This is a genomic window from Nocardioides imazamoxiresistens (assembly GCF_032378595.1).
In the GTDB taxonomy this organism is placed as follows: domain Bacteria; phylum Actinomycetota; class Actinomycetes; order Propionibacteriales; family Nocardioidaceae; genus Nocardioides; species Nocardioides imazamoxiresistens.
The window spans coordinates 109,783-134,023 of record NZ_JAVYII010000003.1 but is presented as its reverse complement, the minus strand read 5'-3'; the positions used below and the strand labels follow the sequence as shown (position 1 = coordinate 134,023).

At 74.5% G+C, this 24,241-nt stretch carries 29 protein-coding genes; 18 read left to right on the top strand and 11 right to left on the bottom strand.

Annotated elements, in window-relative coordinates; all coding sequences use genetic code 11:
* Nucleotides 1-17: 17 nt before the first annotated feature.
* The 5 genes from RDV89_RS07560 to RDV89_RS07540 all read left to right on the top strand — a co-directional run bounded on the left by RDV89_RS07560 (nt 18) and on the right by RDV89_RS07540 (nt 4,171).
* Nucleotides 18-887, top strand: a complete 870-nt coding sequence (locus tag RDV89_RS07560) for an oxygenase MpaB family protein (protein WP_315732352.1) — start codon at nt 18-20, stop codon at nt 885-887.
* Nucleotides 888-897: 10 nt separating this feature from the next.
* Complete coding sequence (locus RDV89_RS07555) at nt 898-1,401, top strand: GNAT family N-acetyltransferase (protein WP_315732351.1); 504 nt, start codon at nt 898-900, stop codon at nt 1,399-1,401.
* 120 nt (nt 1,402-1,521) lie between these two features.
* The gene (locus tag RDV89_RS07550; RefSeq protein WP_315732350.1) at nt 1,522-2,523 is read left to right on the top strand and encodes an ABC transporter substrate-binding protein; all 1,002 of its coding nucleotides are present in this window, start codon (nt 1,522-1,524) and stop codon (nt 2,521-2,523) included.
* Nucleotides 2,520-3,341: an ABC transporter permease gene (locus RDV89_RS07545; protein ID WP_315732349.1), complete on the top strand. Its 822-nt coding sequence runs from the start codon at nt 2,520-2,522 to the stop codon at nt 3,339-3,341. Before RDV89_RS07550 ends, RDV89_RS07545 begins: the two co-directional genes overlap by 4 nt.
* Nucleotides 3,338-4,171, top strand: coding sequence for an ABC transporter ATP-binding protein (locus RDV89_RS07540; protein ID WP_315732348.1), 834 nt, complete (start codon nt 3,338-3,340; stop codon nt 4,169-4,171). Before RDV89_RS07545 ends, RDV89_RS07540 begins: the two co-directional genes overlap by 4 nt.
* Nucleotides 4,172-4,173: 2 nt before the next feature.
* Here RDV89_RS07540 and RDV89_RS07535 read toward each other — a convergent pair whose 3' ends face one another.
* Nucleotides 4,174-4,848 carry a TetR/AcrR family transcriptional regulator gene (locus tag RDV89_RS07535; protein ID WP_315732347.1) on the bottom strand — a complete coding sequence of 225 codons (675 nt, stop codon included), beginning with the start codon at nt 4,846-4,848 and terminating at the stop codon, nt 4,174-4,176.
* Complete coding sequence (locus tag RDV89_RS07530; protein ID WP_315732346.1) at nt 4,845-5,138, bottom strand: DUF1905 domain-containing protein; 294 nt, start codon at nt 5,136-5,138, stop codon at nt 4,845-4,847. Before RDV89_RS07530 ends, RDV89_RS07535 begins: the two co-directional genes overlap by 4 nt.
* A gap of 109 nt (nt 5,139-5,247) precedes the next feature.
* Between RDV89_RS07530 and RDV89_RS07525 the strand changes: the two genes are divergently transcribed.
* The gene (locus tag RDV89_RS07525; protein ID WP_315732345.1) at nt 5,248-5,805 is read left to right on the top strand and encodes a dihydrofolate reductase family protein; all 558 of its coding nucleotides are present in this window, start codon (nt 5,248-5,250) and stop codon (nt 5,803-5,805) included.
* Nucleotides 5,806-5,826: 21 nt separating this feature from the next.
* Here RDV89_RS07525 and RDV89_RS07520 read toward each other — a convergent pair whose 3' ends face one another.
* Nucleotides 5,827-6,378: a YbaK/EbsC family protein gene (locus RDV89_RS07520; RefSeq protein ID WP_315732705.1), complete on the bottom strand. Its 552-nt coding sequence runs from the start codon at nt 6,376-6,378 to the stop codon at nt 5,827-5,829.
* Nucleotides 6,379-6,387: 9 nt separating this feature from the next.
* Between RDV89_RS07520 and RDV89_RS07515 the strand changes: the two genes are divergently transcribed.
* Entirely contained in the window at nt 6,388-7,575 is a 1,188-nt protein-coding gene (locus RDV89_RS07515; RefSeq protein WP_315732344.1) for an MFS transporter, read from the top strand.
* A gap of 696 nt (nt 7,576-8,271) precedes the next feature.
* Here the strand turns inward: RDV89_RS07515 and RDV89_RS07510 are convergent.
* Complete coding sequence (locus RDV89_RS07510) at nt 8,272-8,595, bottom strand: TfoX/Sxy family protein (RefSeq protein ID WP_315732343.1); 324 nt, start codon at nt 8,593-8,595, stop codon at nt 8,272-8,274.
* Nucleotides 8,596-8,629: 34 nt separating this feature from the next.
* The gene (locus RDV89_RS07505) at nt 8,630-8,932 is read right to left on the bottom strand and encodes a hypothetical protein (protein WP_315732342.1); all 303 of its coding nucleotides are present in this window, start codon (nt 8,930-8,932) and stop codon (nt 8,630-8,632) included.
* A gap of 163 nt (nt 8,933-9,095) precedes the next feature.
* Between RDV89_RS07505 and RDV89_RS07500 the strand changes: the two genes are divergently transcribed.
* Nucleotides 9,096-10,139, top strand: a complete 1,044-nt coding sequence (locus RDV89_RS07500; RefSeq protein WP_315732341.1) for an LLM class flavin-dependent oxidoreductase — start codon at nt 9,096-9,098, stop codon at nt 10,137-10,139.
* 56 nt (nt 10,140-10,195) lie between these two features.
* Here the strand turns inward: RDV89_RS07500 and trxA are convergent, their stop codons facing one another.
* Nucleotides 10,196-10,582, bottom strand: a complete 387-nt coding sequence (gene trxA, locus RDV89_RS07495) for a thioredoxin (RefSeq protein ID WP_315732340.1) — start codon at nt 10,580-10,582, stop codon at nt 10,196-10,198.
* A 57-nt stretch (nt 10,583-10,639) separates the two neighbouring features.
* Here trxA and RDV89_RS07490 point away from each other — a divergent pair, with 57 nt between their 5' ends.
* Genes RDV89_RS07490 through RDV89_RS07480 form a run of 3 tightly spaced genes read left to right on the top strand, consistent with a single transcriptional unit; the run spans nt 10,640 to nt 13,313 of the window.
* Nucleotides 10,640-11,155, top strand: coding sequence for a ribonuclease H family protein (locus RDV89_RS07490; protein WP_315732339.1), 516 nt, complete (start codon nt 10,640-10,642; stop codon nt 11,153-11,155).
* Nucleotides 11,156-11,211: 56 nt separating this feature from the next.
* Nucleotides 11,212-12,048, top strand: a complete 837-nt coding sequence (locus tag RDV89_RS07485; protein WP_315732338.1) for a DNA-formamidopyrimidine glycosylase family protein — start codon at nt 11,212-11,214, stop codon at nt 12,046-12,048.
* A gap of 47 nt (nt 12,049-12,095) precedes the next feature.
* Nucleotides 12,096-13,313: a pyridoxal phosphate-dependent aminotransferase gene (locus tag RDV89_RS07480; protein ID WP_315732337.1), complete on the top strand. Its 1,218-nt coding sequence runs from the start codon at nt 12,096-12,098 to the stop codon at nt 13,311-13,313.
* 33 nt (nt 13,314-13,346) lie between these two features.
* Here RDV89_RS07480 and RDV89_RS07475 read toward each other — a convergent pair whose 3' ends face one another.
* Nucleotides 13,347-13,697, bottom strand: coding sequence for a winged helix-turn-helix transcriptional regulator (locus RDV89_RS07475; protein ID WP_315732336.1), 351 nt, complete (start codon nt 13,695-13,697; stop codon nt 13,347-13,349).
* 141 nt (nt 13,698-13,838) lie between these two features.
* On the opposite strand from RDV89_RS07475, the gene RDV89_RS07470 reads away from it, so the two are divergent.
* The 5 genes from RDV89_RS07470 to RDV89_RS07450 all read left to right on the top strand — a co-directional run bounded on the left by RDV89_RS07470 (nt 13,839) and on the right by RDV89_RS07450 (nt 18,747).
* Nucleotides 13,839-14,690, top strand: a complete 852-nt coding sequence (locus tag RDV89_RS07470; protein ID WP_315732335.1) for an NmrA family NAD(P)-binding protein — start codon at nt 13,839-13,841, stop codon at nt 14,688-14,690.
* 53 nt (nt 14,691-14,743) lie between these two features.
* Nucleotides 14,744-16,108: a serine hydrolase gene (locus tag RDV89_RS07465; RefSeq protein ID WP_315732334.1), complete on the top strand. Its 1,365-nt coding sequence runs from the start codon at nt 14,744-14,746 to the stop codon at nt 16,106-16,108.
* A gap of 83 nt (nt 16,109-16,191) precedes the next feature.
* The gene (locus tag RDV89_RS07460) at nt 16,192-17,172 is read left to right on the top strand and encodes an ATP-binding cassette domain-containing protein (protein ID WP_315732333.1); all 981 of its coding nucleotides are present in this window, start codon (nt 16,192-16,194) and stop codon (nt 17,170-17,172) included.
* Nucleotides 17,169-17,975: an ABC transporter permease gene (locus tag RDV89_RS07455; protein WP_315732332.1), complete on the top strand. Its 807-nt coding sequence runs from the start codon at nt 17,169-17,171 to the stop codon at nt 17,973-17,975. Before RDV89_RS07460 ends, RDV89_RS07455 begins: the two co-directional genes overlap by 4 nt.
* Nucleotides 17,976-18,348: 373 nt before the next feature.
* Nucleotides 18,349-18,747, top strand: a complete 399-nt coding sequence (locus RDV89_RS07450; RefSeq protein ID WP_315732331.1) for a hypothetical protein — start codon at nt 18,349-18,351, stop codon at nt 18,745-18,747.
* Nucleotides 18,748-19,114: 367 nt separating this feature from the next.
* On the opposite strand, the gene RDV89_RS07445 is transcribed toward RDV89_RS07450, so the two are convergent.
* A complete protein-coding gene (locus RDV89_RS07445; protein WP_315732330.1) occupies nt 19,115-20,794 on the bottom strand; it encodes a cation:proton antiporter in 1,680 nt (559 codons plus the stop codon).
* Nucleotides 20,795-20,880: 86 nt separating this feature from the next.
* Between RDV89_RS07445 and RDV89_RS07440 the strand changes: the two genes are divergently transcribed.
* Nucleotides 20,881-21,606: a GAP family protein gene (locus RDV89_RS07440; protein WP_315732329.1), complete on the top strand. Its 726-nt coding sequence runs from the start codon at nt 20,881-20,883 to the stop codon at nt 21,604-21,606.
* Between the two features lie 48 nt (nt 21,607-21,654).
* A complete protein-coding gene (locus tag RDV89_RS07435) occupies nt 21,655-22,116 on the top strand; it encodes a PGPGW domain-containing protein (RefSeq protein ID WP_315732328.1) in 462 nt (153 codons plus the stop codon).
* Between the two features lie 10 nt (nt 22,117-22,126).
* Here the strand turns inward: RDV89_RS07435 and RDV89_RS07430 are convergent, their stop codons facing one another.
* Genes RDV89_RS07430 through RDV89_RS07420 form a run of 3 tightly spaced genes read right to left on the bottom strand, consistent with a single transcriptional unit; the run spans nt 22,127 to nt 24,104 of the window.
* Nucleotides 22,127-22,390: a hypothetical protein gene (locus tag RDV89_RS07430; RefSeq protein ID WP_315732327.1), complete on the bottom strand. Its 264-nt coding sequence runs from the start codon at nt 22,388-22,390 to the stop codon at nt 22,127-22,129.
* On the bottom strand, nt 22,387-23,223 hold the full coding sequence (locus tag RDV89_RS07425) for a hypothetical protein (RefSeq protein ID WP_315732326.1): 837 nt from the start codon (nt 23,221-23,223) through the stop codon (nt 22,387-22,389). The genes RDV89_RS07430 and RDV89_RS07425 overlap by 4 nt, the downstream gene beginning before the upstream one ends.
* The gene (locus tag RDV89_RS07420) at nt 23,220-24,104 is read right to left on the bottom strand and encodes a WXG100 family type VII secretion target (protein ID WP_315732325.1); all 885 of its coding nucleotides are present in this window, start codon (nt 24,102-24,104) and stop codon (nt 23,220-23,222) included. The genes RDV89_RS07425 and RDV89_RS07420 overlap by 4 nt, the downstream gene beginning before the upstream one ends.
* Between the last annotated feature and the right edge of the window lie 137 nt (nt 24,105-24,241).

Genomic DNA, 24,241 nt, shown 5'->3' with positions numbered 1-24,241 from the left:
TGATGGAGGAGCTGCCCGTGCCCCGACGCCGTCGCACCGCCGGTCTCGACCCGGTCACCCAGCACGCCGACATCTACCGCACCCTGGCGCTGTACGAGTTCCCCTGGGACCTCAACCAGGCGCTGAGCTTCGCGCTCTTCCGCACCTTCGCGGTGCCCAGCATCGGTGGCCTGCTGGACCGCACCCACGAGTTCACCGCCCGCACGCAGCAGCGCTACGACGACACGTCCCTGCTGCTCGAGGTCCCGCTCGTCGAGGGCGCCGACAGTCCCCGCGGCCGAGCCGCGATCCGGCGGATCAACCAGATGCACCGGATGTACGACATCGGCAACGACGACATGCGCTACGTGCTGGCCACGTTCGTCGTGTGCCCGACGCGGTGGGTGGCGGCGTACGGCTGGCGCGACCTCACCGACGACGAGCGCACCGCGACCGTCCACTACTACGCCGAGGTCGGGCGGCTGATGGGCATCCGGGACCTGCCCACGAGCTACGCGGCGTACGAGCAGCTGATGGACTCCTACGAGCGCGAGCACTTCGCGTACGACGCCGGGTCGCGGCGCGTCGCCGACGCGACGCTCGACCTGCTCACCACCTTCTACCCGCGCGGCACGCGGCGCGCCGTGCGCGCGTCCAGCCTGGCGCTGATGGACGACGCGCTGCTCGACGCCCTCGGCTACCCGCGACCGAGCGCCCGGGCGCGCCGCCTGGCGACCGGCGCGCTGCGGGCGCGCGGCCGGCTCGTGCGCCTGCTGCCGCCGCGCCGACGACCGGCGTACGTCCGCGACCAGCGCCGCATCCGCAGCTACCCCGACGGCTTCGTGGTGGAGGAGATGGGTACGCACGTGCCCGGCTGCCCCGTGCCGCACGCCCGGCGCGGGGCCTGAGGGGCGCGCCGTGGGCACCACGACCCGCCTCGCGACGGCGGCCGACGCCGCCGACGTCGCCCGCCTGCTGCGCGACTTCAACGCCGAGTACGACGACCCGGCGCCGCCGCAGGAGTGGCTCGCCGCCCGGGTGGGCGCGCTGCTCGCCGACGACACCGTCGTGGTGCTGGCGACCGCGACGGACGAGGGAGGGGACGCCGGGGAGGCCGGGGACGGACCGCACGGCCTCGCGCTGCTGCGGCTGCGCCCGTCGCTGTGGGAGGACGCGCTCGAGGCGTACCTGGCCGAGCTCTACGTCGTGCCCGCGCTGCGGGGCCGCGGGCACGGACGCGTCCTGCTGCGCGCCGCGATGGACGCGGTGCACGCCCGCGGGGCGACCTACCTCGACCTCACCACGACCAACACCGACGAGGCCGCGGTCGCGCTCTACGAGTCCGTCGGGTTCGACCGGCACGAGCGCCGGGGTCCGGACGTGGAGTCGTACTACTTCGAGATCGACCTGCCGGCCGACTGACGCCGCGAGTTGTTCACGCGGTGACGGCGACCGTGCCGCGGTGACAACACGTCCGACACGGGCGTGAAACGAACGTCGCAGACGGTGGGGCTTCCCGAAACCGGCCCGAGGAGCTCCCCCGTGTCCCCACTGTCTGGACCCCGCCCGTCCGCCCGCTCGCTGCGGGCCCGGCTCGGCACCGCCGCGGCCGTCGCCTCCCTGCTGGGCGCCTCGGTCGCCTGCACCTCCACGGGCGGCGACGACGACGGCGACGTCACGACCGTCACCGTCGGCACGCTGCGCGGGCAGCCGCACTTCTACGCGCCGTTCCTCTACGGCGACCACGCCACCGGGGACATCGAGTACGAGGTCGTCACGCTCGACACCGCGCCGGCCCTCAACGACGCGCTGCTCAGCGGCACCGTCGACATGGCGGTCGGCAGCATCACCGCCACCATCGCGGGCGCGGCGCAGGGCCGCGACGTCAAGGTCGTCGCCGCGGCCTCCGACGGCGGCAGCGGCTTCGTCGCCGCCGAGGGCATCGACAGCATCGACGACCTCGTGGGCCGGCCCGTCGGCTACCTGGAGTCGAGCTCGCAGTACGTCGTGCTCCAGCTCCTGCTGGAGGAGGCCGGGATCGGCACCGACGAGGTCGACCTCGTCTCGCTGTCGGCGCCGGAGTTCTTCAACGCCTTCGACACCGGCCAGATCGACGCGTTCCTGGCCCCCGAGATCGGCGTCTCGCTGGCGCTGGCGGCCGGCGGCACCGAGCTCGCGTCGCCGTACGAGACGGAGATCGGCCGCGTGAACATCGGGCTGCTGGCCAGCCAGGCGTTCATCGACGAGAACCCCGACGCCGTCCAGGAGGTCGTCGACACGCACGCGGCGACGACGGAGTACATGGTCGGCAACCAGGACGAGTGGCTGCCGGAGCTCGTCGAGGAGTACGGCGGGGACGAGGCCGTCTTCGCGACCGCGCTGGAGAACTTCTGGCTGCGCTCGGACCTCTCGCCGACCTACGAGGAGCAGATCGCCAACCTCGGCGCCCAGATGGCCCGCCTCGGCATGATCGCGACCGCCCCCGACGTCGCGGACGTCGTCGACACCTCCTTCGCCTCGCGCGAGGAGCCGGAGGAGTCGTGAGGGCCGCCCTCTGGCGCCGCCGGGTCGGACACACCGCCCTCGGCCTCGGCTTCGTGGCGCTCCTGCTGCTGATGTGGGACCTCGGGGTCCGCGGCGAGTGGGTGCTGGTCTTCGACATCAAGATGGCGTTCCTGCCACCGCCGGACGTCGTGGCGCGGCTGCTGTGGGACTTCGCCTTCGGCGGGATCTTCGACGACGCCTACAGCGGCACCCTGCTCGAGCACCTGGGTGCCAGCGCGCTGCGCGTGCTGGCCGGCTTCGGTCTGGCGGCGGCGCTCGCCGTGCCGATCGGGGTACTGATGGGCCGCTTCCCGCTGGTCAACGCGGCCCTCGACCCGGCGGTCAACCTGTTCCGGCCGGTGCCCGCCACGGCGTGGGTGCCGCTGGTGCTGCTCATCATCGGGTTCGGCAGCCAGGCGACGATCTTCCTGATCACGCTCTCGGCGTTCTTCCCGATCCTGCTCAACACCATCGCCGCCACCCGCGAGGTGCCGCCCCGGCTCGTCGAGGCGGCCCGGATGCTCGGCACGTCGCCGACCGGCGTGCTGCTCAAGGTGGTGGTGCCGGCGGCGACGCCCGGCATCGTCAGCGGACTGCGGATCGGCCTCGGCCTCGGCTGGGTGATCCTCGTGCTCGGGGAGGCGAACGGCATCGACACCGGACTCGGCAGCATGATCATGCTGGCCCGCGAGCAGGTACGCACCGACCGCGTCGTGGTCGGCATGATCGTGATCGGCCTCGCCGGCTTCCTCTCCGACCGCCTGCTGGTGCTCGGCTTCAAGGGACTGTTCGGCCGTCGGCCGCTGGTGCGGGCATGAGCGCCGTGACGCCGGCGAGCGGGACGGCAGCCACCACCGACCGCGCCGTCGCGCCGGTCGTCGACGAGTCCGGCCGGGTCGTGCTCGCCGCGGTCGGCAAGCGCTACGAGACCCGACGCGGCCCGGTCGACGCGGTCGCCGACGTCGACCTCGAGGTCGCGCCCGGCGAGTTCGTCGCCATCGTCGGCGCCAGCGGGTGCGGGAAGTCGACGCTGCTGCGGATCCTCGCGGGCTTCGAGCGGCACACCTCCGGCACGGTCGAGGTCGGCGGCGCGCCCGTGCGGGGCCCGGCGCCGGAGCGCGGCGTGGTGTTCCAGGACTACGGCCTGTTCCCGTGGCTCACCGTCGCGGAGAACGTCCGCTTCGGCCTGCGGCAGCAGCGCGTACCGCGGTCGAGGGCGCGGCGGCGGGCCGCCGAGATGATCGAGGTCGTCGGCCTCAGCCGCTTCGCCGACCGCTTCCCCGGCGAGCTGTCCGGCGGCATGCAGCAGCGCGTCGCCATCGCCCGCGTGCTCGCGGGCGACCCGGCGCTGCTGCTGATGGACGAGCCGTTCGGCGCCCTGGACGCGCTGACCCGCACGACGATGCAGCACGAGCTGAAGCGGCTGCGCGCGGAGAGCGGCGCGACCGTGCTGTTCGTGACGCACTCGATCGAGGAGGCCGTCTACCTCTCCGACCGGGTCGTCGTGATGGCCGGCGGCGCCTCGCACGGCGCGCCGGGGCACATCGCCGAGATCGTGCCCGTCGGCCTCGGGGACGTCCGCGACGTCAACGGGCCGGAGTTCAACGACCTCGAGCGGAGGATCGCCGCCCTCGTGCACGAGAGCTGAGCTCACCAGTCGAGGGCGGCGGCCTCGCGGTCGAGGGTGGCGGCGAAGAGGGCGTCGGCGGGCTCGAACGCGCCGACGAAGTGCCCGTTGAGCTCGAGCGTCAGCAGCCCGACCACGCGGGCGAAGGCGCCGACGAGCCACAGCGTCACGGCGGGGTCGAGGTCCAGCGCCAACGCCTCGTCGGCCGCGGCGAGCTCGCCGGCGAGCGGCGTCGCGATCCCGGGCGCGGCGGCCGCGAGCTGCGGGGAGGCCGCGACGACGGGTGCCGCGAAGGCCCGCACGACCCGCCCGGCGGGCTCGACGGTGTCGGCCGGGGCGCGGTAGCCGGGCACCGCGGAGCCGTAGACCAGCGCGAACCGGTGCGGCTCCGCCCGCGCCCACGCCCGCAGCGCCGCGGCCCCCGCGAGCCAGCGCTCGCGGGGGGAACCGGTGCTCCCGGCGGCCTCCACGGCGGCCGCGGCGTCGGCGTACGCCTCGACGATCAGCGCGGTGAGCAGCTCGTCGCGGCTCGCGTAGTAGCGGTAGATCGCGCTCGAGACCATCCCCAGCTCGCGCGCGATCGCCCGCAGGGACAGCTCGCTGGCGCCGCTCTCGGCGAGCTGGGCCAGCGCGAGGACGCGGATCCGGCGCAGGGTCTCGGCCCGCGCCACCTGGCGGGGGGTACGCGCGGTGCTCACGGCTCCGCGATCTCCACGGTCAGGGTGACGACGTCGCCGAGCCCCACGCCCTCCGGGCGCCGCAGCGCGACCTTGAGCGGCACGAGGTAGCCGCCGTCCTTCGGGAAGATCGAGGTGGTGACGGAGGTGGCGCCCATCCGCACGGTGGCGGGGATGCAGCCCCAGCCGTAGGTCACCGCCGAGGCGATCTCGGCGATCTCGGCGGCCAGGTCCTCGGGCACCGCGACGAAGTGGTGGGGCGCCGGGCCCCGCCACTCGACCACCTCGCCGGTGAAGGTCAGCTCGAGCACGGGGTCGAACCTACGCCCTGCGATGAGTTCCGTCGGTGGCACCGGTCAGACTCGCCGTCACCGCACCACGCGGCCGGCCCCGGGCCACCGGGCACCAGGAGGAGACCCCGTGCGAGAGATCGTCGTCACCCAGTTCATCAGCCTCGACGGCGTCGTGGACTCCCCCGGCGGCGGGGAGCACCCGCACGCCGGGTGGACGTTCGAGGACGTCGAGTTCGTGCCGGAGGCCTACGAGGTGAAGGGCCGCGAGCAGGAGGCCGCCACCGCGCTCCTGCTCGGTCGCCGCAGCTACGACGAGTTCGCGCCCGTGTGGCCGACCATGGAGGAGTTCGCGGAGTACAACGCGATGCCGAAGTACGTGGTGTCCTCCACGCTGAGGGACCCGGAGTGGAACAACACGCACGTGCTGCGCGGGCTCGACGAGGTCGCCGAGCTGAAGCAGACCGAGGGCGGCGAGATCCACGTCCACGGCAGCCCCACCCTCGCCCAGGGGCTGCTCGCCGCGGGCCTCGTCGACCGGCTCACGCTGCTGACGTTCCCGGTGCTGCTGGGCGGCGGGAAGCGGCTGTTCGCCGACGGCGCCGGGAAGACGCTGCTGACGCTGACCGAGAGCGCCGCCTACTCCAACGGGATCCAGCTGTCGATCTACGACGTGGGCCGCCGCTGACGTCTCGGCGACCCCGGTCCTTCAGCGTCCCAGGCCCTCGACGACCTCTACGCCCGGCGCGGCGGCGAGGACGGCCCCGGGGACCAGCAGCTTGGAGCGGCGCACGCCCGAGCCCAGGATCACGACGTCGGCCTCGCGCACGCGCGCGTCGACCAGCACCCGCCAGCCGGCCGGCAGGCCGAGGGGCGTGATGCCGCCGTGCTCCATGCCCGACTCCGCGACCGCGCGGTCGGTGGGGAGGAAGGAGCACTTGCGCACGTCCAGCGTGCGCTTGACCAGGCCGTTGACGTCGGCGCGGGTGTCGGCGCGCACCACGCAGGCGGCGATCCGCTCCTCGCCGTCGCGGCGACCGGCGACGACGACGCAGTTGAAGCTCGCCTCCAGCGGCGCGCCGTAGGCCTGCGTCATCGCCGCGGTGTCCGCCAGGTCGGGGTCGATCTCGACGACCCGCGCCGCGGCGGGGTCCGCGAGGCCCGCGACGGCGGCCGCGACCGGCGCCGCGAGCAGGTCGGGACGCTCCAGGGCGGGGGTCGTCGGCAGGTCGGTCCAGGTCAGGGCGCTCACGGGGTCCATCATGCGTGCATGGATCGAGGCACTCGGGGTGCGGTCGCCGCGGCGTACGCGGCGCAGGGGCTGGGGTACGCCACCGTCGTCACCTGCCTGCCCGCGCTCAAGGACCGCCACGACGTCGACGACGCGTTCATCTCGGGGCTCCTGGTCGCGGTGTGCGTCGCCGCCGCTCTGGGCTCCGTGCTGGCCGGGGTCGTGGCGCGGCGTCGAGGCAGCGACCGGGCGCTGGCGGCGGGCCTGCTCGTGCAGGCGGCGGCGCTGGCGGTGGCGGCCACCGCACCGGGTCTCGGCGTCTTCCTCGCCGCGACGGTCGTGTACGCCGTCGGTCTCGGAGCCGTGGACGCCGCCACGAACATGCAGGGCGTCCTCCTCGAGCGGCTCGGCGGCACCCCGCTGCTCGGCCGCTTCTACGCGGGCTACACCGCGGCCGCGATCGTCGGCGCCCTCGCGACGGCCGGAGTGGGCGCGGTGGGGGCCTACCCGCTGCTCTCCCCGCTGCTCGCCGCCCTCGTGCAGGCCGGGGTCGGCCTGCTCGGTCTCGGTCTGCTGGTGCGCGGCCTGTCGTTCGCGCGGGCCGACCGGACGCCCGGGGTCGCGACGCCGGCGGTGGTCCCGGCGGTGGTCCCGGGCACGCCCGGGGCCGGGACCCGCGTGCGGATGCCCGCGGGCACCGTCGCGATCGGCGCCCTGGTGCTGGTCGCGTTCGTCGTCGACTCGGCGGTCTCGACCTGGAGCACGGTGCTGATCGACGACACCCTCGGCGCCGCGGCGGGGATCGCGCCGCTGGGGTACGCCGCCTACCAGGCCGCCGTGCTCACCTCGCGGTTGCTCACCGACCGGCTCGTGCGCCGCTGGGGCCGCGGCCCGGTCGCGCTGGGAGGCCTGGCCACCGGTGTCGTCGGCTGCGCGGTCGTCGCCGCCAGCGGCACCATCGCCGGCGCCGTCGTCGGCTTCGCGGCGGCGGGGGTCGCGGCCGGCACGCTCGTGCCGATCGCCTTCGGCGCCGCCGGCGCGCTCGACCCGGACCGCAGCGACGCCGTCGTGGCGCGGGTCAACCTGTTCAACTACGCCGGCGTGGTGCTCGGCGCGGCCTCGCTCGGGCTGCTCGCCGAGGGCACGGGCCTGGCGGCGGCGTTCGCGCTGCCGGCCGTCCTGCTGCTGCTCGCGGTGCCGCTGGCCCGTCGCACGGCCCGGGCCTGACCCGTCTCACGGAGACCGACGGCCAGCAGCACCAGGCCGCCCGCGGCGAGCGCACCGTGCGCGACGCGACCGCCCGCGGGCAGGAAGAACTGCGGCAGGTAGGTGGCCAGGGCGAGCGCGGTGAGGGCGTACCCGGCCCGGGCGAGGCGACCGGTGCGCCCGCGGGCCGACCGCAGCGCCAGGCGACCGGCCACCACCGCGAGGGCGAGCCACCCGAGCGCGAAGAGGGTCATGGCGACGGGCTCGTAGCGGAACAGGTCCGCCGCCCCGCTGCCCTGCGCGAGCACGGCGTCGTCGCCGGTCTCGAGCACGCGGCGCCCGACGGCGTGCAGGCCGTACGCCTCCGCGCCGTAGTAGGGCAGCAGCAGCGCGACCCCGACCACGGCGACGCGGTGCGCCCAGCGGTCGAGGTCCGCCAGCGCCGCGGCGACGAGCGCGAAGCCGGCCATCCCGGCGACGTGCGCCCACAGCCAGGCGGGGCGGGCGTACAGCTCCGCGGCGGCGCGGCCGTCCTCGACGCCGTAGCCACGCAGGACGGGGTACGCCAGCAGCGCGGCCGCTGCGGCGACGAGGGCGAGACGGGTGCGGTTCATGGGGGGTCCTCCGAAATGTGAGCAGCGCTCTCTATTGGCGAGGACAGCATGCGTGCGGAGGCGCGACAAAGCAAGAGCACTGCTCACATTTGCGGTGGGGTGGTCAGGCGCCGCGGACGAAGGCGTACGACTCTTCGAGCAGCTGCTCCCAGAGCCCCGTCGCCTCGGGGACCGCGACCCACTCGCGCGCGGGGTTGCGACCGATCTGCATCCGCTCGGCGCCCGGCAGCGCCAGCAGCTCGTCGACCCGCCGGGCCGGCACCTTCACCACGAGGGAGCCGCCGGGCACGACGAAGCCGAAGATGCGGCCGTCGACGGCCAGTGCGTCGCTGCCGAACATGCGCCGGCGGTCGACGCCGGGGCGGACGAGGAACCCGACGGCGAGGTCGTCGAGGGTGCGTTGGCCGGCGGCCCGTGCCTCGTCCACGTCGCGTGCTCCCGCCGCGTCCGTGGCGCCGGCGTCAGTGCGCCGCGGCGGGCGCGTCGTCGACGGCGGGGCGGGGGCCGGAGCCACCCGGGACGCCGGGGTCGTCCTGCAGGGCGCTGGCGCAGGCGGTGCCGAGCAGCGTCAGGAGGTCGAGGTAGGTCTCCAGGCCGCGGTCGCCCGCGCGCAGGTACGCCTTCCGTGCCCGGTTCAGCTGCAGTCGCAGACCCGCCGACTGGGCGGGGTCGACCACCTCGAGCCGCGTCAGCGCGCGGTCGAGCGCCACGTACTCCCGCACGGCGTCGTCGCCGGTGCGGATGCGCGCGTCGTTGCTGGACATGGGCGTCTCCGGGGATCCACGAGTCAGGGAGGGTGGTGGCACGAGGTGCGCAGGCGCGACCGCGGCTGCGTCGGGCGCAATGGTGCCACACTGCGGGGTCGTGGAACACTCCCGATCTCGGCGTGGTTGAACGGTCAACCAGCACCTGCCAGGAAGGTCCGACATGACTGCCCCGACCACCGTCCAGCTCGGTCTCGACACCTTCGGCGACGTCACCGTCGACGCCGACGGCAGCCCCGTCCCGCACGCCCAGGTGATCCGTGACGTGGTCGAGCAGGCCGTGCTCGCCGACCGGGTCGGCGTCGACGCGATCGGCATCGGCGAGCACCACCGCGACGACTACGCGGTCTCCGCTCCCGACGTCGTGCTCGCGGCCGTCGCGGCCCGCACGGAACGGATCCTGCTGGGCACCGCCGTGACCGTGCTGAGCAGCGACGACCCGGTGCGCGTCTACGAGCGCTTCGCCACCCTCGACGCCATCGCGCCCGGCCGCGCCGAGGTCACGCTGGGACGCGGCTCCTTCACGGAGTCGTTCCCGCTCTTCGGCCTCGACCTGGCCGACTACGAGCAGCTGTTCAGCGAGAAGCTCGACCTGTGGGCCGCCCTGCAGGGCGAGGGCGAGGTCAGCTGGCAGGGCAGCGTCCGCGGACCGCTGGACCGGGCACGGGTCTTCCCCACCACGGCCGCCGGCCGGATCCCGACCTGGATCGGCGTCGGCGGGTCGCCCGAGTCGGTGGTGCGCGCCGCGCACTACCGCTTCCCGCTGATGCTCGCCGTGATCGGCGGCGAGCCCGCCCGCTTCGCCCCGTTCGTCGACCTCTACCACCGGGCGCTGAAGGAGTTCGGCTCCGAGCCGCTGCCCGTCGGCGTGCACTCGCCGGGCTTCGTCGCCGACACCGACGAGGAGGCGCGCGAGCTGCTGTTCCCGCACTTCAAGGCCAACCGCGACCGGATCGGCGCCGAGCGCGGCTGGGGTCCCGCGACGCGCGAGCAGTTCGACGCCGAGGTCGAGGTCGGCTCGCTCTACGTCGGCTCGCCGGAGACCGTGGCCCGCAAGATCGCGGACACCGTGGCCAAGCTCGACGTGCAGCGCTTCGACCTCAAGTACTCCAACGGCCCGATGCCGCACGGCCAGCTGATGCACGCGATCGAGCTGTACGGCACCGAGGTCGCCCCGCGGGTGTGCGAGCTCCTCGCCGCCCGCTGACCCACCGGCGACACCTCCCGACGACCCGGGTGGAGAAGCGGTGGGGGAGGTGGGGGTCAGGCGGGCGCGCCGTTCCCGTCCCCGTCCTCGGCGGCCTTCTGCGCGGCGATCGCGGCGTCGACGTCGAGCTCCTTCAGCGCGGTGATCAGCTGCTCGAGGCCCTGCGGGGGCAGGGCGCCGGCCTCGCGGTAGACGAGGTGGCCCTTCTTGAACGCCATCAGCGTCGGGATCGACGTGATCTGCGCAGCGCCCGCGAGCTGCTGCTCGGCCTCGGTGTCGACCTTCGCGAAGACGACGTCCTCGTGCTGGGTCGACGCCTGGTCGTAGACGGGCGCGAACTGGCGGCACGGGCCGCACCAGGACGCCCAGAAGTCCACGAGGACGAGCTCGTTCTCGGTCACGGTGCGCTCGAAGTCGGCGCCGGCCAGGTCCACGGTGCTCATGGAGGGTGCAACCGAGGCGGTGCCGCCGATGTTCCGCGGATCGGGGAGGATGCGCGGATGCCCACCGCCCGACGCACCCCCGCCCGCACCACCCGCACCACCGGCGCCACCCGGGCCCGGCGCCCGCGCCCGGCCGACATGGCCGCCCCGGAGGGGGCGGTCGAGGTCTTCACCGACGGCGCCTGCGCCGGCAATCCCGGACCGGGCGGGTGGGCGTGGGCGCGCGACGAGCAGGCGTACGCCTCCGGCGGCGAGCGCGCGTCGACCAACCAGCGGATGGAGATCCGCGCTGCACTCGAGGCCGTACGCGCCAACCCGGGGCCGCTGGTCGTCGTCAGCGACTCGACCTACGTCGTCAACTGCTTCCGCGACCGGTGGTGGCAGGGCTGGCTCGAGCGCGGCTGGACCAACTCGGCCCGCAAGCCGGTCGCCAACCGCGACCTGTGGGAGCCGTTCGTGGAGCTGTACGTCGAGCGCGGCGACGTCGCGTTCCGCTGGGTCAAGGGCCACTCGGGGCACGCGATGAACGACTTCGTCGACCGTCTGGCGGTGGCGGCGAGCAAGGCGGTGTGAGCGGGCACGTGCCGGGGTGAGCCGGCCGCTCGGCTGCCTCGGCTAGCGTCGCCGACGTGCCCGAGGGAGACAGCGTCCGGCTGCTCGCGCTGCGGCTCGACCGCTCGCTGCGCGGGCGTACGCTCGCCGCCGCCGACCTGCGGGTGCCGCGTCTGGCCACCCGCGACCTGGGCGGACGCACGATCCTCGAGCACGCCACCCACGGCAAGCACCTGCTGACCCGCTTCAGCGGCGACGCCACGCTGCACTCCCACCTGCGGATGGACGGCAGCTGGACCGTCACCCGTGCCGGGCGGCGTCTGCCGTCGCGGCTGATGCCGGACGTCCGGGTGGTGCTGCGCACGACCGAGGGGCCGACGGCCTGGGGGGTCCTGCTGCACGACCTGGAGCTGGTGCCGACCGCCGAGGAGCACACGCTGGTGGGCCACCTCGGCCCCGACCCGCTGCGCGAGGACTGGGACCCCGACGAGGCCGTGCGGCGCCTCCTGGCCCGCCCGACCACCCCGCTGGTCTCGGCCCTGCTCGACCAGACCAACCTGGCCGGTCTGGGCAACCTGTGGGTCAACGAGCTCGCGTTCCTCCTCGGCCGCAGCCCGTGGACGCCGGTCGGCGAGGTGGACGTGCCCCGGCTGGTGGAGCGGGCGGCGACGGCGCTGCGGCACTCGGTCCAGGTGCCGGGGGCCTACCAGGTCACCACCGGCAACAGCCGGCGCGGCGAGAGCCACTGGGTCGCCGGGCGGGCGCGGCGGCCCTGCCCGCGCTGCGGCACGACGGTGCGGGTCGTGGCGGAGTCGCCCGGCGACCCGGCCAACCGGCGTACCTGGTGGTGCCCGCGGTGCCAGCCCGGACCGGGCCCGGAGGCGCGGCTGCCGCGCGCGGACCGGGGGGCGTGAGCAAAACCCCCGCGCGCCGCGGCCGGTCGTGCTGCCAGACTGCCGCCATGCGCGAGATCGTCCAGAGCCAGAAGCTGCAGAACGTCCGCTACGACGTGCGGGGCCCGATCCTCGTCGAGGCGCAGCGGCTCGAGGCGGAGGGGCACCGCATCCTCAAGCTCAACATCGGGAACCCGGCGCCGTTCGGCTTCGAGGCGCCGCAGTCCATCGTCGCGGACATGGTGAACCACCTGCCGGACGCGCAGGGCTACTCGGACTCGCGCGGCATCTACTCGGCCCGCACGGCGGTCGCGCAGTACTACCAGTCCCGCGGCCTCACGGACACCTCCGTCGACGACGTCTTCATCGGCAACGGCGTCTCCGAGATGATCTCGCTGGTCCTCCAGGCGTTCCTCGACGACGGCAACGAGGTGCTGGTGCCGGCGCCCGACTACCCGCTGTGGACCGGGGCGGTCTCGCTGTGCGGCGGTACGCCCGTGCACTACCGCTGCGACGAGGAGAACGGGTGGAACCCCGACCTCGAGGACATCGAGTCCAAGATCACCCCGAACACCCAGGCGCTCGTGGTGATCAACCCGAACAACCCGACCGGCGCGGTCTACAGCGAGGAGACCGTCAAGGGCCTCGTCGACATCGCCCGGCGCCACGACCTGGTGCTGATGAGCGACGAGATCTACGAGAAGATCCTGTTCGACGGCGTCCAGCACCACCACACCGCCACGTTCGCGGGCGAGGACGTCCTGTGCCTGACGTTCTCCGGCCTCTCGAAGGCGTACCGGGTCTGCGGCTACCGCGCCGGCTGGGTGATGATCTCCGGCCCGCGCCACCTTGCCGGCGACTTCCTCGAGGGCCTGACCCTGCTGTCCAACATGCGCATGTGCGCCAACGTGCCGGCGCAGCACGCGATCCAGACCGCGCTGGGCGGCTACCAGTCGATCAACGAGTACATCGTGCCCGGCGGCCGGTTCTACGAGCAGTCCAAGACCGCCTGGCGCCTGCTCAACGAGATCGACGGCGTCTCCTGCGTCGAGCCCATGGGCGCGCTCTACTGCTTCCCCAAGCTCGACACCGAGATGTTCGGCATCGACGACGACGAGAAGTTCGTCATCGAGCTGCTGCGGGCGAAGAAGCTGCTGGTCACCCACGGCACGGGCTTCAACTGGTTCGAGCCCGACCACTTCCGGCTCGTCACGCTGCCCGACGTCGACATGCTGACCGAGGCCATCGAGCGGATCGCGGACTTCCTCGCGACGCTGCGCCGCTGACGGACACCCCCTCCACGGACCGGCCGGGCTGCCTCAGGCGCTCGGCGCCGCCGCCTGCACGCGGTCCTGCGCCCACAGCGCGAGCGGGGCCAGCAGCGTGGCGGCCTCGCGGCCGGCGTCGGTGAGGGAGTACTCCACGTGCGGCGGAACGACGGGCCGAGCCTCGCGCAGCACGAGCCCGTCCGCCTCCAGGGTCTGCAGCGTCTGGATCAGCATCTTCTCGCTGACGCCGACGATCTCGCGCTTCAGCTCGCTCCAGCGCAGGGTGCGCCCGTCGAGGCCGAGGAGCACGAGCAGGCCCCACTTGCTGGTGACGTGCTCGAAGAGCAGACGCATGTGGGGGCACGCGGTGTCGAGCGCGTCGAGGCGCAGACCGGTGGACATGTCGTCCACCTTACTCGCAGGTGGGTACCCTACTTCAAAGTCGGTACCCGACTCCGGGAAGGGTGCTGGTCGCGGCCCGGTTGAGCCCGTCGGAACCGCCGCGAGCACGCGGCGTACGCACCCTGACGAAGGAGACCTGACATGGCGATCGTGGTGACCGGCACCAGCGGACAGCTCGGCCGACAGATCGTGGAGAAGCTGCTGGAGCGCGGCGTGCCCGCGGGCGACGTGGTCGCGACCGCGCGCGACACGGCGAGGATCGCCGACCTCGCGGAGCGCGGCGTGCGCACCGCGCGGCTCGACTACACGGACGTGCAGGCCGAGGGGTCGGCGCTCTCCGCCGGCGACGTGCTCGTCCTGGTGTCGAGCAGCGAGGTCGGGCAGCGTACCGCCCAGCACCGCAACGTGGTCGAGGCCGCCGTGGCTGCCGGCGTCGCGCGGGTCGTCTACACCTCGACCGCCAACATCGACACGGACCTGGTGGTCGCCCCGGAGCACCGCGAGACCGAGGCGCTGATCGAGGCCAGCGGGCTGCCGCGCACGTTCCTGCGCAACGGCTGGTACACCGAGAACTACGCCCCCGCGTTCGCGCAGGCGCAGGCCACCGGGGCGATCGCCGCCGCGGCCGCCGACGGCCGCGTGGCCAGCGTGGAGCGCGCCGAGCTCGCCGAGGCCGCAGCCGTCGTGGCGAGCACCGAGGGCCATGAGCAGAAGGCGTACGAGCTGGTCGCCCCCACCGCGTGGACGCACGCCGAGCTGGCCGCCACGTTCGGCGAGGTGCTGGGCCGCGAGGTCACGTACGCCGCGCTCGACGCCGACGCGTACCGCGAGGTCCTCCTCGGCGCGGGGCTCGACGAGGGCACCGCCGGGTTCCTCGTGACCGCCGACCTCAACATCGCTGACGGCGACCTCGCCGGCACGGGCGACGACCTGGCCGCGCTGCTCGGCCGCGCGCCGCGGACGCTGCGCGAGACCGTGGGCACCTGGGCGTGACGGGCGCTCGGTAGCGTGCGGGGACCGTTCGACCACGATCCTCGGGGGACCGCATGCGACCGACCGTCACCGCCCTGCTCGCCGTGACCTGCCTGGTCGTGGCGGGCTGCTCCGGTCCGGGGGACGGCGACGAGCCCGGCGGCGCCGACACCGCGACCGGGGCCACCGATGCCGCGGCCTCGGGCGAGGCGGAGATCCCCGACGGTCCCGCCGGCGACCACGTCCGGTGGGTCCTCGACCTGCTGGCCGAGGACGGCGGGGACCCCGCGGACCTCACGGAGGACGAGGTCGCCGAGCGTGTCAGCCCGGCCGTCGCCGAGCAGCTGACGGTGGAGGTCCTGACGCCGGCGCTGGCCCAGGTGCGGGCCGGCGGTCCGTACACCGTCGGCACCGTGGTGCCGCAGGGCAGCACGGGCCTGCAGGTGCGCCTCGAGCCCGCGACCGGAGCGCCGCTGCAGCTCGTCGTCGCGGTCGACGGCGACGGGCTGCTCTCGACGCTGCTGTTCACCCCGGTGCCCGTGGTGCCGGACGTCGCCTCGTACGCCGAGCTCGAGGCCCTGCTCGCCGAGGACGCCGACCACGTGCAGCTGCTCGTGGCCGACGTCGTCGACGGCCGGTGCGAGCCGACGTACGCCACCGAGGACCCGGTGGCGGCACCGTCGGGCTCGGTCTTCAAGCTCGTCGTGCTCAACGCCCTCGTCGAGGCCGTCGCCGACGGCGACCTCGCCTGGGACGACGAGCTGACCGTGACCGACGAGGTCCGCTCGCTGCCGTCGGGGGAGCTGCAGGACCGGCCCGACGGCACCGTCGTCACGGTCGAGGAGGCGGCGCTGGGGATGATCTCGATCAGCGACAACACCGCCACGGACCTGCTGATGGCCGCGCTGGGGGACCGCGTCGACGCGTGGGCGACCGAGCACGGCCTCGACGACCTGGTGCCGGTGCCGACCACGCGCCAGCTCTTCCGGCTCGGCTGGGGCGCCCCCGAGCAGCGGGCGCAGTGGTCCGCGGCGGACGCCGAGGAGCGGCGCGCGATCCTCGACGCCCTGCCGGGCCTGGAGGGTCTCGACCCCGCGACCGTCACCACTCCCGGCTGGACCGACGGGGTGGAGTACTTCCTCACCCCCGCCCAGGCCTGCGGGCTGCACGTCGCGCTGCACGAGGCGGGGAGCACGCCCGCCGGCGCGCCGCTGGCGCGGATCCTCACCACCAACCCCGGGCTCGAGCCGCCGGCCGGGGCGGACGCAGTCGCGTTCAAGGGCGGGTCGTCGCCGGGCGTCGTGGCGCTGACCTTCCTGGTCTCCTCCGGCGACACGACCCGCTACCTCGGCGTGCAGGTGTGGGACGACGAGGTCGTGGACCTCGGGGTGCGGGTGCCTGGCCCCGCGCAGGCCGGACTGGACCTCCTGCTGGAGTGATGCAGGTCCTCCCGGGCGCAGCGATGATTCCGGTTGTCGGTGGGAGTCGATAGCCTCCGTCGACCCCTCCCGAGAGGACCCCCATGACCGACATCATCACCGCCACCGGGCTGGTGAAGCGGTACGGGAAGGTCGAGGCCCTGCGCGGCCTCGACCTGAGCGTGCCCGAGGGCACCGTGCTGGGCCTGCTCGGCCCGAACGGCGCCGGCAAGACGACCGCGGTGCGGATCCTCGCCACGCTGCTGCGACCCGACGAGGGCTCGGCGCACGTCGCGGGCGTCGACGTGCTCGCCGATCCCGACGGCGTGCGCCACCGGATCGGTCTCTCGGGGCAGTACGCGGCGGTGGACGAGCACCTGACCGGGTTCGAGAACCTGGAGATGGTGGGCCGGCTCTACGGCCTGGGCCGGACGAAGTCGCGCGAGCGGGCCCGCGAGCTGCTGGAGCGCTTCTCCCTGGCCGACGCGGGCGACCGGCCGTCGAAGACCTACTCCGGCGGCATGCGACGCCGCCTCGACCTGGCGGGCGCGCTGGTCGCCTCCCCGCCGGTGCTGATCCTCGACGAGCCGACCACGGGCCTGGACCCGCGCAGCCGCCTCGAGATGTGGGACGTCATCCGCGAGCTCGTCTCCTCGGGCTCCACGCTGCTGCTGACGACGCAGTACCTGGAGGAGGCCGACCGCCTCGCCGACGACATCGTGGTCATCGACCACGGCAACGCCATCGCGCGCGGCACGGCCGACGAGCTCAAGGCGCAGACCGGCGGCGAGCGGGTCGAGGCCGTGCTGCGGCACGCGCACGACCGCGACGCCGCCGTCCGGATCCTCGCCGGGGTCGCGATCGACGGCACCGAGGTGCAGGTCGACGACAGCGGCCGCGGGCTGACCGCGGCGGTGAGCGACGGCGTACCGGCGCTGCGCCACGCCCTCGACGGCCTCGAGGCCGCGGGGATCGAGCTCCTCGACGTCGGCCTGCGACGCCCGACCCTCGACGACGTGTTCCTCACGCTGACCGGACAGCCCGCCGAGGCCGACGCGGCCGCCACCTCCGAGGAGCAGGCATGAGCAGCCTCGCCCGCACGGCCAGCGACGGCTGGGTCGTCACCAAGCGCAACCTCATCAAGATCAAGCGGGTGCCCGAGGTGCTCGTCTTCGTGCTGGTCAGCCCCATCATGTTCATCCTGCTGTTCGCGTTCGTCTTCGAGGGCGCGATCGGGCCGGAGGGCGGGGTCGGCTACCGCGAGTTCCTCATCGGCGGGATCTTCGCCCAGACGGTCGTGTTCGGAGCGACCTTCACGGGCGCCGGCCTGGCCGAGGACATGCAGAAGGGCATCATCGACCGCTTCCGGTCGCTGCCCATGTCGCCGGCCGCGGTGCTGATCGGGCGCACCACCTCCGACGTGGTCTACAACGTGCTGTCGCTCGCGATCATGGCGATCACCGGTCTGCTGATCGGCTGGCGCATCCGCGAGGGCGTGCTCGACGCGATCGCGGGCTTCGCGCTGCTGCTGGTGTTCGCCTACGCGATCAGCTGGGTGATGGCGTGGATCGGCCTGCTCGTGCCGTCGGTCGAGGTCATCAACAACGCCTCGTTCATCGTGATCATGCCGCTGACGTTCGTCTCGAACGCGTTCGTGCCGCTGGAGAGCTTCTCGGGCGTGCTGCGCGTGCTGGTGGAGTGGAACCCGGTCTCGACGCTGACCCAGGCGTGCCGCGAGCTGTTCGGCAACTACGACCCGCGGGTGCCGGTCGGCGACGCGTGGTCGATGCAGCACCCGGCGCTCTACACGCTGCTGTGGGTCGGTCTGATCCTCGTGGTGTTCGTGCCGCTCTCGGTGCGGCAGTACCGCCTCGCCGCCGGTCGGTGAGCGACGCCGGCCCGGCGCGACGGCTCGCCGCCTCCGCCGAGACGTGGTCGGCCGACGACTGGTGGCTGCTCGAGGCGGCGGCGTGGGAGCGTCGCGGCACCGTGCTGCGGCACGTCGTGATGCTGGCGCCGTTGCGCCTGCGGGGCCAGATCGTCCGGGAGCGGGCCGGGTCGTGGGTGAGGGGGGTCGTCGGCCTCCTGGGTTTCGTCGGGTCGATCCTCGCGGTGCTCCTCGGGACCGCGATGGCGGTCGGGTGGCTGCTGCCCGACACCCCGGCGGGCGTCCCGTCGGAGGCGGGCAGGGCGGGCCTGGCGCTGGGGGCGGTCGCGGCGTACGCGGGCTGGTCCGGCGCCACCGACCGCTCGTGCCGGCGTTGCGACCCGGGTCTGCCCAGATCGTCGGGTTCCTCCTCCTGCTGCCGGCGACGTTCGCCCTGGTCGGCGTCCTCGCCGCCCCGACGGCGGGTGTGGAGCTGCGCGACCCGATCGGGATCGTCGGCGTCGTCGCCCTCGTCGTGGTCGCCGCACGCATGCTCGTGGTCGGACTCCGTGCCGCCCGGGACCCGCACCCGCCCGGCACGCCGGTGGCGGAGCAGCACGCCCGGACGGCGGCGGAGGAGGCGCCGGAGACGGTGCAGCAGGGCGTACGCGCCGACCTCGCCGCCGCCGTCGACACCCTCGCCCGGCGGGGTCTCGTCGACCGGGCGACCCGGGCGCGCGCGCTCACCGCACCGCTCGGCGGCCTCGGCGTCGCGATGGCCGAGGACTCGTAGCCCGGGTCGAACGATCCGCGCCCGCGACTGCGACTGCGACGAAGAAAACGCGGACCGGCCGGAAGAAAGCGCGGACGATCCGGCCCCGGGACGCCTCCTGCGTCCGCGTTCTCCCGTCGTCGGTCCGCGTTTTCCCGGGCGGGGCCGGGCGTGACGGGTCCGGGGCCGGTTCGCCGGTCGTGGACCCGGAGGAGCACCGGTGCGAGCGCGGGGTGGTGGTGCATCGATGGCCCGGGCGATCCACGGAGAAGAAAACGCGGACCGGCCGGAAGAAAACGCGGACCATCCGGCCCCGGGACGCGTCCTGCGTCCGCGTTTTCCCGTCGTCGGTCCGCGTTTTCTCGGCCGAGGTCGGGCGCGCGCGGCCCTACGCGTCCTCGACCGGCTTGCCGCGCAGCTCGAGCCGGATCTGGTCGGCGTCGAGCACGGCCATGGCCGCGCGCAGCGACGCCGTGGCGAAGGTGCCCTCGCGGGCGAGGTCGAGCAGCACGTCCCGCTGCGCCTCGATGACGGCCACGAGCAGCGGGACACCCTCCTCGGAGGCGTCGCGGCGTACCCGTTCGGCGGTCGCCCGGAGCACCTCCACGAGCTGGGCCCGCTCGCGGGCCAGCGCCTCGGTGTCGACGCCGGCCGGGCGCACCCAGCGCACGAGCAGGCCGAGGGTCGCTCCCTGCAGGACCAGCGAGCCCGCCGCGACGCAGAAGGCCAGGAACACCAGCAGCGACCGCTCCGGGGTGTCGGACGGCAGCGTCTGGGCGGCAGCGAGGGTGACGGCGCCACGCATCCCGGCCCACACGACGACGGCGCCCTCGCGCGGCCCGAGCGGGTCGTCGACGAGGTGGTCGATGTCGGCGAGGCGTCGGCGCAGCCGCGTACCGAACTGCTCGACGTGCTCCGGCTCGAGCCGCAGCCGCCGGCGGCGCTTCTCCACCGCCCAGCGCAGCAACCGGCCGCGGGGCGGCGGCCGGTCGGTGAGGGCGGCGGCGAAGCGGTCCGGGTCCTCGGTGAGCTCGCGCAGGGCGTCGACCCGCGGGCGTACGGCCGCCCCCCTCGCCGCTCGGCGGTGCACGGCGAGCAGGAGCGGCACGACGTACGCCGCCCGCACCACCAGCACGATGGCGAGCGCGGCGAACGCCACCAGCACGGTGGGCAGCAGGCGGTGGTCGGCCTCGTCCAGGTCCACGAGCAGGCCGTACAGCTCGAGCCCCATGACCAGGAACACGGCGCCCTCGAGCAGCAGCTCGACGGTGTGCCACACCTCCGCGTCGGACAGGCGCGCCTGCGGGCTCAGCACCCGGGGCGCGCCGCGACCCGTCACGAGGCCGGCCACCACCGCCGCCACCAGGCCGGAGGCCTCGAGGCGCTCGGCCGGAACCGACGCGGCGAACGGCACCGTCAGGGAGACCGCGGTCGCGACGGCCGCCTCGGGCGTACGCGCGCGCACCCACAGGTTGGCGCGACCCACGACGTACCCCACCGCGCCCGCGAGCACCGCCGCGACCACGAAGTCGCGCACCACGCCGCCGACGCTCCACGAGGTCGCCGCCGCGACGGTCGCGGCCCGCAGCAGGACCAGCGCGGTCGCGTCGTTGAGCAGGCCCTCGCCCTCGAGGATCGCGACGACGCGGGGCGAGACGCCGATGCGCTTGACGATGGAGGTGGCGACGGCGTCGGTCGGGCTCATGATCGCGCCGAGCGCGACGCCCCACGCGAAGCTGAGACCGGGCACGACCAGGGTGAAGAACCAGCCGAGGACGAGCGCGCTGGCCACGACCAGCACCACCGACATCCCACTGATCGCCCGCAGCTCGCGGCGGAACTCCATGGCGGGCATCGAGACAGCCGCGGAGTACAGCAGCGGCGGCAGCACGCCTGCCAGGATCCACTCCGGCTGCACCGCGACCGTCGGCACGAACGGCAGCAGGCCCACCACGGCGCCCAGCCCCAGCAGGAGCAGCGGGGAGGCGACGCCCACCCGCCGGCTCGCCACCGCGGCCGCCGCGATGGCGAGCACACCGAGGACGAGCAGCTCCAGCACCTGGTCCATGGGCGCCATCCTGCCCCTACCGAAGACGCGCCGTCACCGACCCGCGGCGGTGCCGCCGGGCCGCGACGCCCGGGCAGGCTGGAGTCGTGGAGGTCGTCACCCTGCTCGCGCTCGCGGGCCTCGCGCTCGTGGACAGCACCAGCATCGGCACGCTGGTGCTCCCGCTCGTCCTGCTCGTCGCGCCCCGGGTCGACGCCCGCCGCTTCGTGGTCTACCTCGCCACGGTGGGCGGCTTCTACGCGCTGGTCGGCGTCGGGCTGGTGCTCGGCGCCTCGGCGCTGACCGAGATCGCCCGCTCCGCCGGCGACCTCACCCCGCTGCGCTGGGCCCAGCTCGTCGTCGGCGCCGCCCTGCTCGCCGCCGGCGTCGTCGGCGACAAGGTGCTCGAGCGCGTCCGCGCCCGACGGGGTACGCCCGCGCCGTCGGGCCGCACGCAGGCCTGGGCCGAGCGCATCGTGGGCGAGCACGCCTCCTACCGCGTGGTGGTCGCGGTCGGGATCAGCGCCGCGCTCGTCGAGGTCGCGAGCATGCTGCCGTTCCTCGCGGCGGTCGGGATCATCACCGCGGCGGACCTCCCGGTGGCGGGCGCGGTCGGCGTGGTGGTGGCGTACGCCCTCGTGATGGTGCTGCCGGCCGCCCTCCTGCTCGTGCTCCGCCTGGCCCTCGCCGGCCGGGTCGAGGTGCCCCTCGCGCGGTTCTCGGCCTGGCTGGCGACGAAGACGCAGGGCGCGATCTGGTGGGTGCTGGCGATCGTCGGGTTCTTCGTGGCGGGCGACGCCTACGGCGCGCTGTCGCAGTCCGGCGCCCTGTGAGCGAGGAAGAGGCTCCCGTGACGCGGACCGATCTGTCAGGCTGAGCCCGTGCGAGGAGCGACGAAGCGGATCTTCCTGGAGGTCGTGGGCTGGGTCCTGGTGGTGGCGGGCATCGCCGCCCTTGTCCTGCCCGGCCCCGGCCTGCTCATGCTCTTCGGCGGTCTCGCGGTGCTCTCGCAGCAGTACGAGTGGGCCGAGCGCCGCCTCGCCCCGATCGAGCGGGCCGCGATGCGCACGGCCGCGGAGGGCGTCGAGACCTGGTTCCGCCTCGTGCTGTCGTGCCTGGGCGCCCTGTGGCTGCTCGGCCTCGGGGTGCTGTGGATCGTCAGCCCGCCCGCGCCCGACTGGTGGCCGGTCAGCGACTCGTTCTGGCTCCTCGGCGGCGTCGGCACCGGCATCACGCTCATCGTCTCGAGCGCGATCGCGTTCGGCCTCATCGTCTACAGCGTGCGTCGCTTCGGGCGTCCCGGCACCCGCACCCCCGAGGCGGAGGCCAAGGTCGAGGGCTGACCGCCTCCGGTCAGGAGCTGATCCGCTCCTGCTCACGCACGTTGGCGGCCGCGACGTCGCCGGCGGCCTCGAGCGCCTCGGCCGCGGTGCGCAGGGCCACGGCGTACCCCCCGTTCCACTGCCCCACGAAGCGCTCCCGGTCGGCGCCCACCCACGGCGCCGCGTCGAGCCGCTGGGTGTAGCGCGCCTCGATCTCGCGCAGCCGCGCCGCCAGCGACGTCATCTGCGACCCGAGCGCCGCGACCTGCTCGGTGTCCATGCCGTGGAAGCTCATCGGGGACCTCCGGTCTCGACGCTCGCGGTGAGGGACCCGAGCCGTGCGCGCAGCGCGTCCGGGGTGGTGGCGACGACCTCGACGGTGCCCGAGCCGGCCACGGCCGTGCTGGTCCAGCAGCCGGTCGGGCCAGAGAAGACGCCCAGCAGCTCGCCGGCCCGCTCGCCGCGGTCGCGGCGGACCACGACGACGTCGCTGCGCAGGTACGCCGCGCCCAGGCGCGCCATCAGCTCCGGCGGCGCCGTGGCCACGGCCAGGTCCCCGGCGGCCTGCCCGGCCCCGGCGGGCACCCGCAGGGTCACCGGTGCCTCGGACCCGTCGGCCGCGGCTGCGGCCTCGGGGTGCAGGACCGCCGCCTCGACGAGCCCGCCCAGCGAGGCCGTGCGGGCGAGCGCGAAGCGGTGCTGACCGTCGGGGGTGACCTCCTCGAGGAGCACGTACTCCTCGACCACGTGGGCGTACCAGAAGTCCTGCGTCGCGGCGCCCGCCCGGGCCACCGCGACCGCCACGGGCGCGGCCCGGCGCAGGGTGAGCACCGAGAGCACGTCCTGGCGCACCAGCAGGTCGACCTCCGCGCGGTCGCCCGCCACCTCGGGCCGCGGGTCGCCGCCCTCGGGCGGCGAGACGATGCCGCGGGCCACCAGGCCGCGCAGCGCCGTCGCCTGCACCAGGTCGGAGGCGGTGTCGTCGAGGTCGGCGAGGTACGGCAGCACGGCGACGCCCTCGGCGTGGCCGAGCGCGGCGAGCTCCTCGTCGGTGAGGGTGACGACGTAGGTGGCGGGGCCCCCGGGAGCCTCGGTGGCCTCGGGGATCTCGGTGGTCGCGGCGCTCATGCACCCGCCCCGGCCGTGCGGGCGCCACCGAGGAAGCCGGCCGCCCAGGCGCGCGCGGCGTCGAGGGCGCGGGTGCCCTGCTCGGAGACCCAGCCCCGCGCGCCCTCGTAGGTGCGGGAGACGAAGTCGCCGATCGCGGCCCGGTTGTCGTAGACGAAGTTGCCGGCGCTCCACACGCCGTAGGCGGCGACGCCGATGGCGGCCGCGGTGGCGACGGGCGCCGCGAGGGCGGTGCCGCCGATCACCAGCGTCGCGGCTCCCAGGGCGCCCGCGGCGGCGAAGCCGCGTCCGGCGACGTCGCGCCAGCCCTCGTAGCCGGTGCCGGTGATCGCCTCCCACCCCGCCGTGACCATCGTCAGCGGCACGCTGATCCGGCTCAGCATGCCGAGGATGCCGGTCTTGCGGGTGGCGAGCACGGCCTCGATCGCGTCGCGCACCTTCTCGAAGCGGCTCAGGGCGCCGAACCCGCGGGCCGGGTGCTTCAGCGCGTCGAAGAACGCGCCGAGCCCGAGCAGACCCTTGCCGGCGCCCCAGAGCTTCTGCACGGCGCGGGCGGTCGCGACGCCGCCGGGCACGAGGCCGAGCCAGCCGTACCCGTCCGGTCGCACCGAGTCGGCGCTGCTGATGCCCTCCTGCTCGTCGGCGTTGCGCTCGACGATGCGACCCGCGTCCTCCAGCGCGGCGGCCACGTCGGCGACCTGCGTCTGCGCCAGGCCGCCCCACTCGCTCTTGCAGCGCTCCGCGTCGGCGCCCTGCCAGCTGGAGGCCGCCTGGATCGACGCGGCGAGCTGTGCCCCGAGATCGCGCAGCTCGCCGGCGCCGCTCTCCAGCTCGGTCGCGAGGGCGCGGAGCTCCTCGACGTCTGCACCGACGAAGCCCATCGCGCACCTCCGATCCGAGTCCGGACGGCCGTTGCTGGACCGTCGGCCTCGACGCTAGGGCCGTCTCCCCGTCGGCGTCATCCGGAGGTTTCCGGGTCGTGCCGCGCGAGCGGGTCGCGAACGAGCGGTACGTCGGC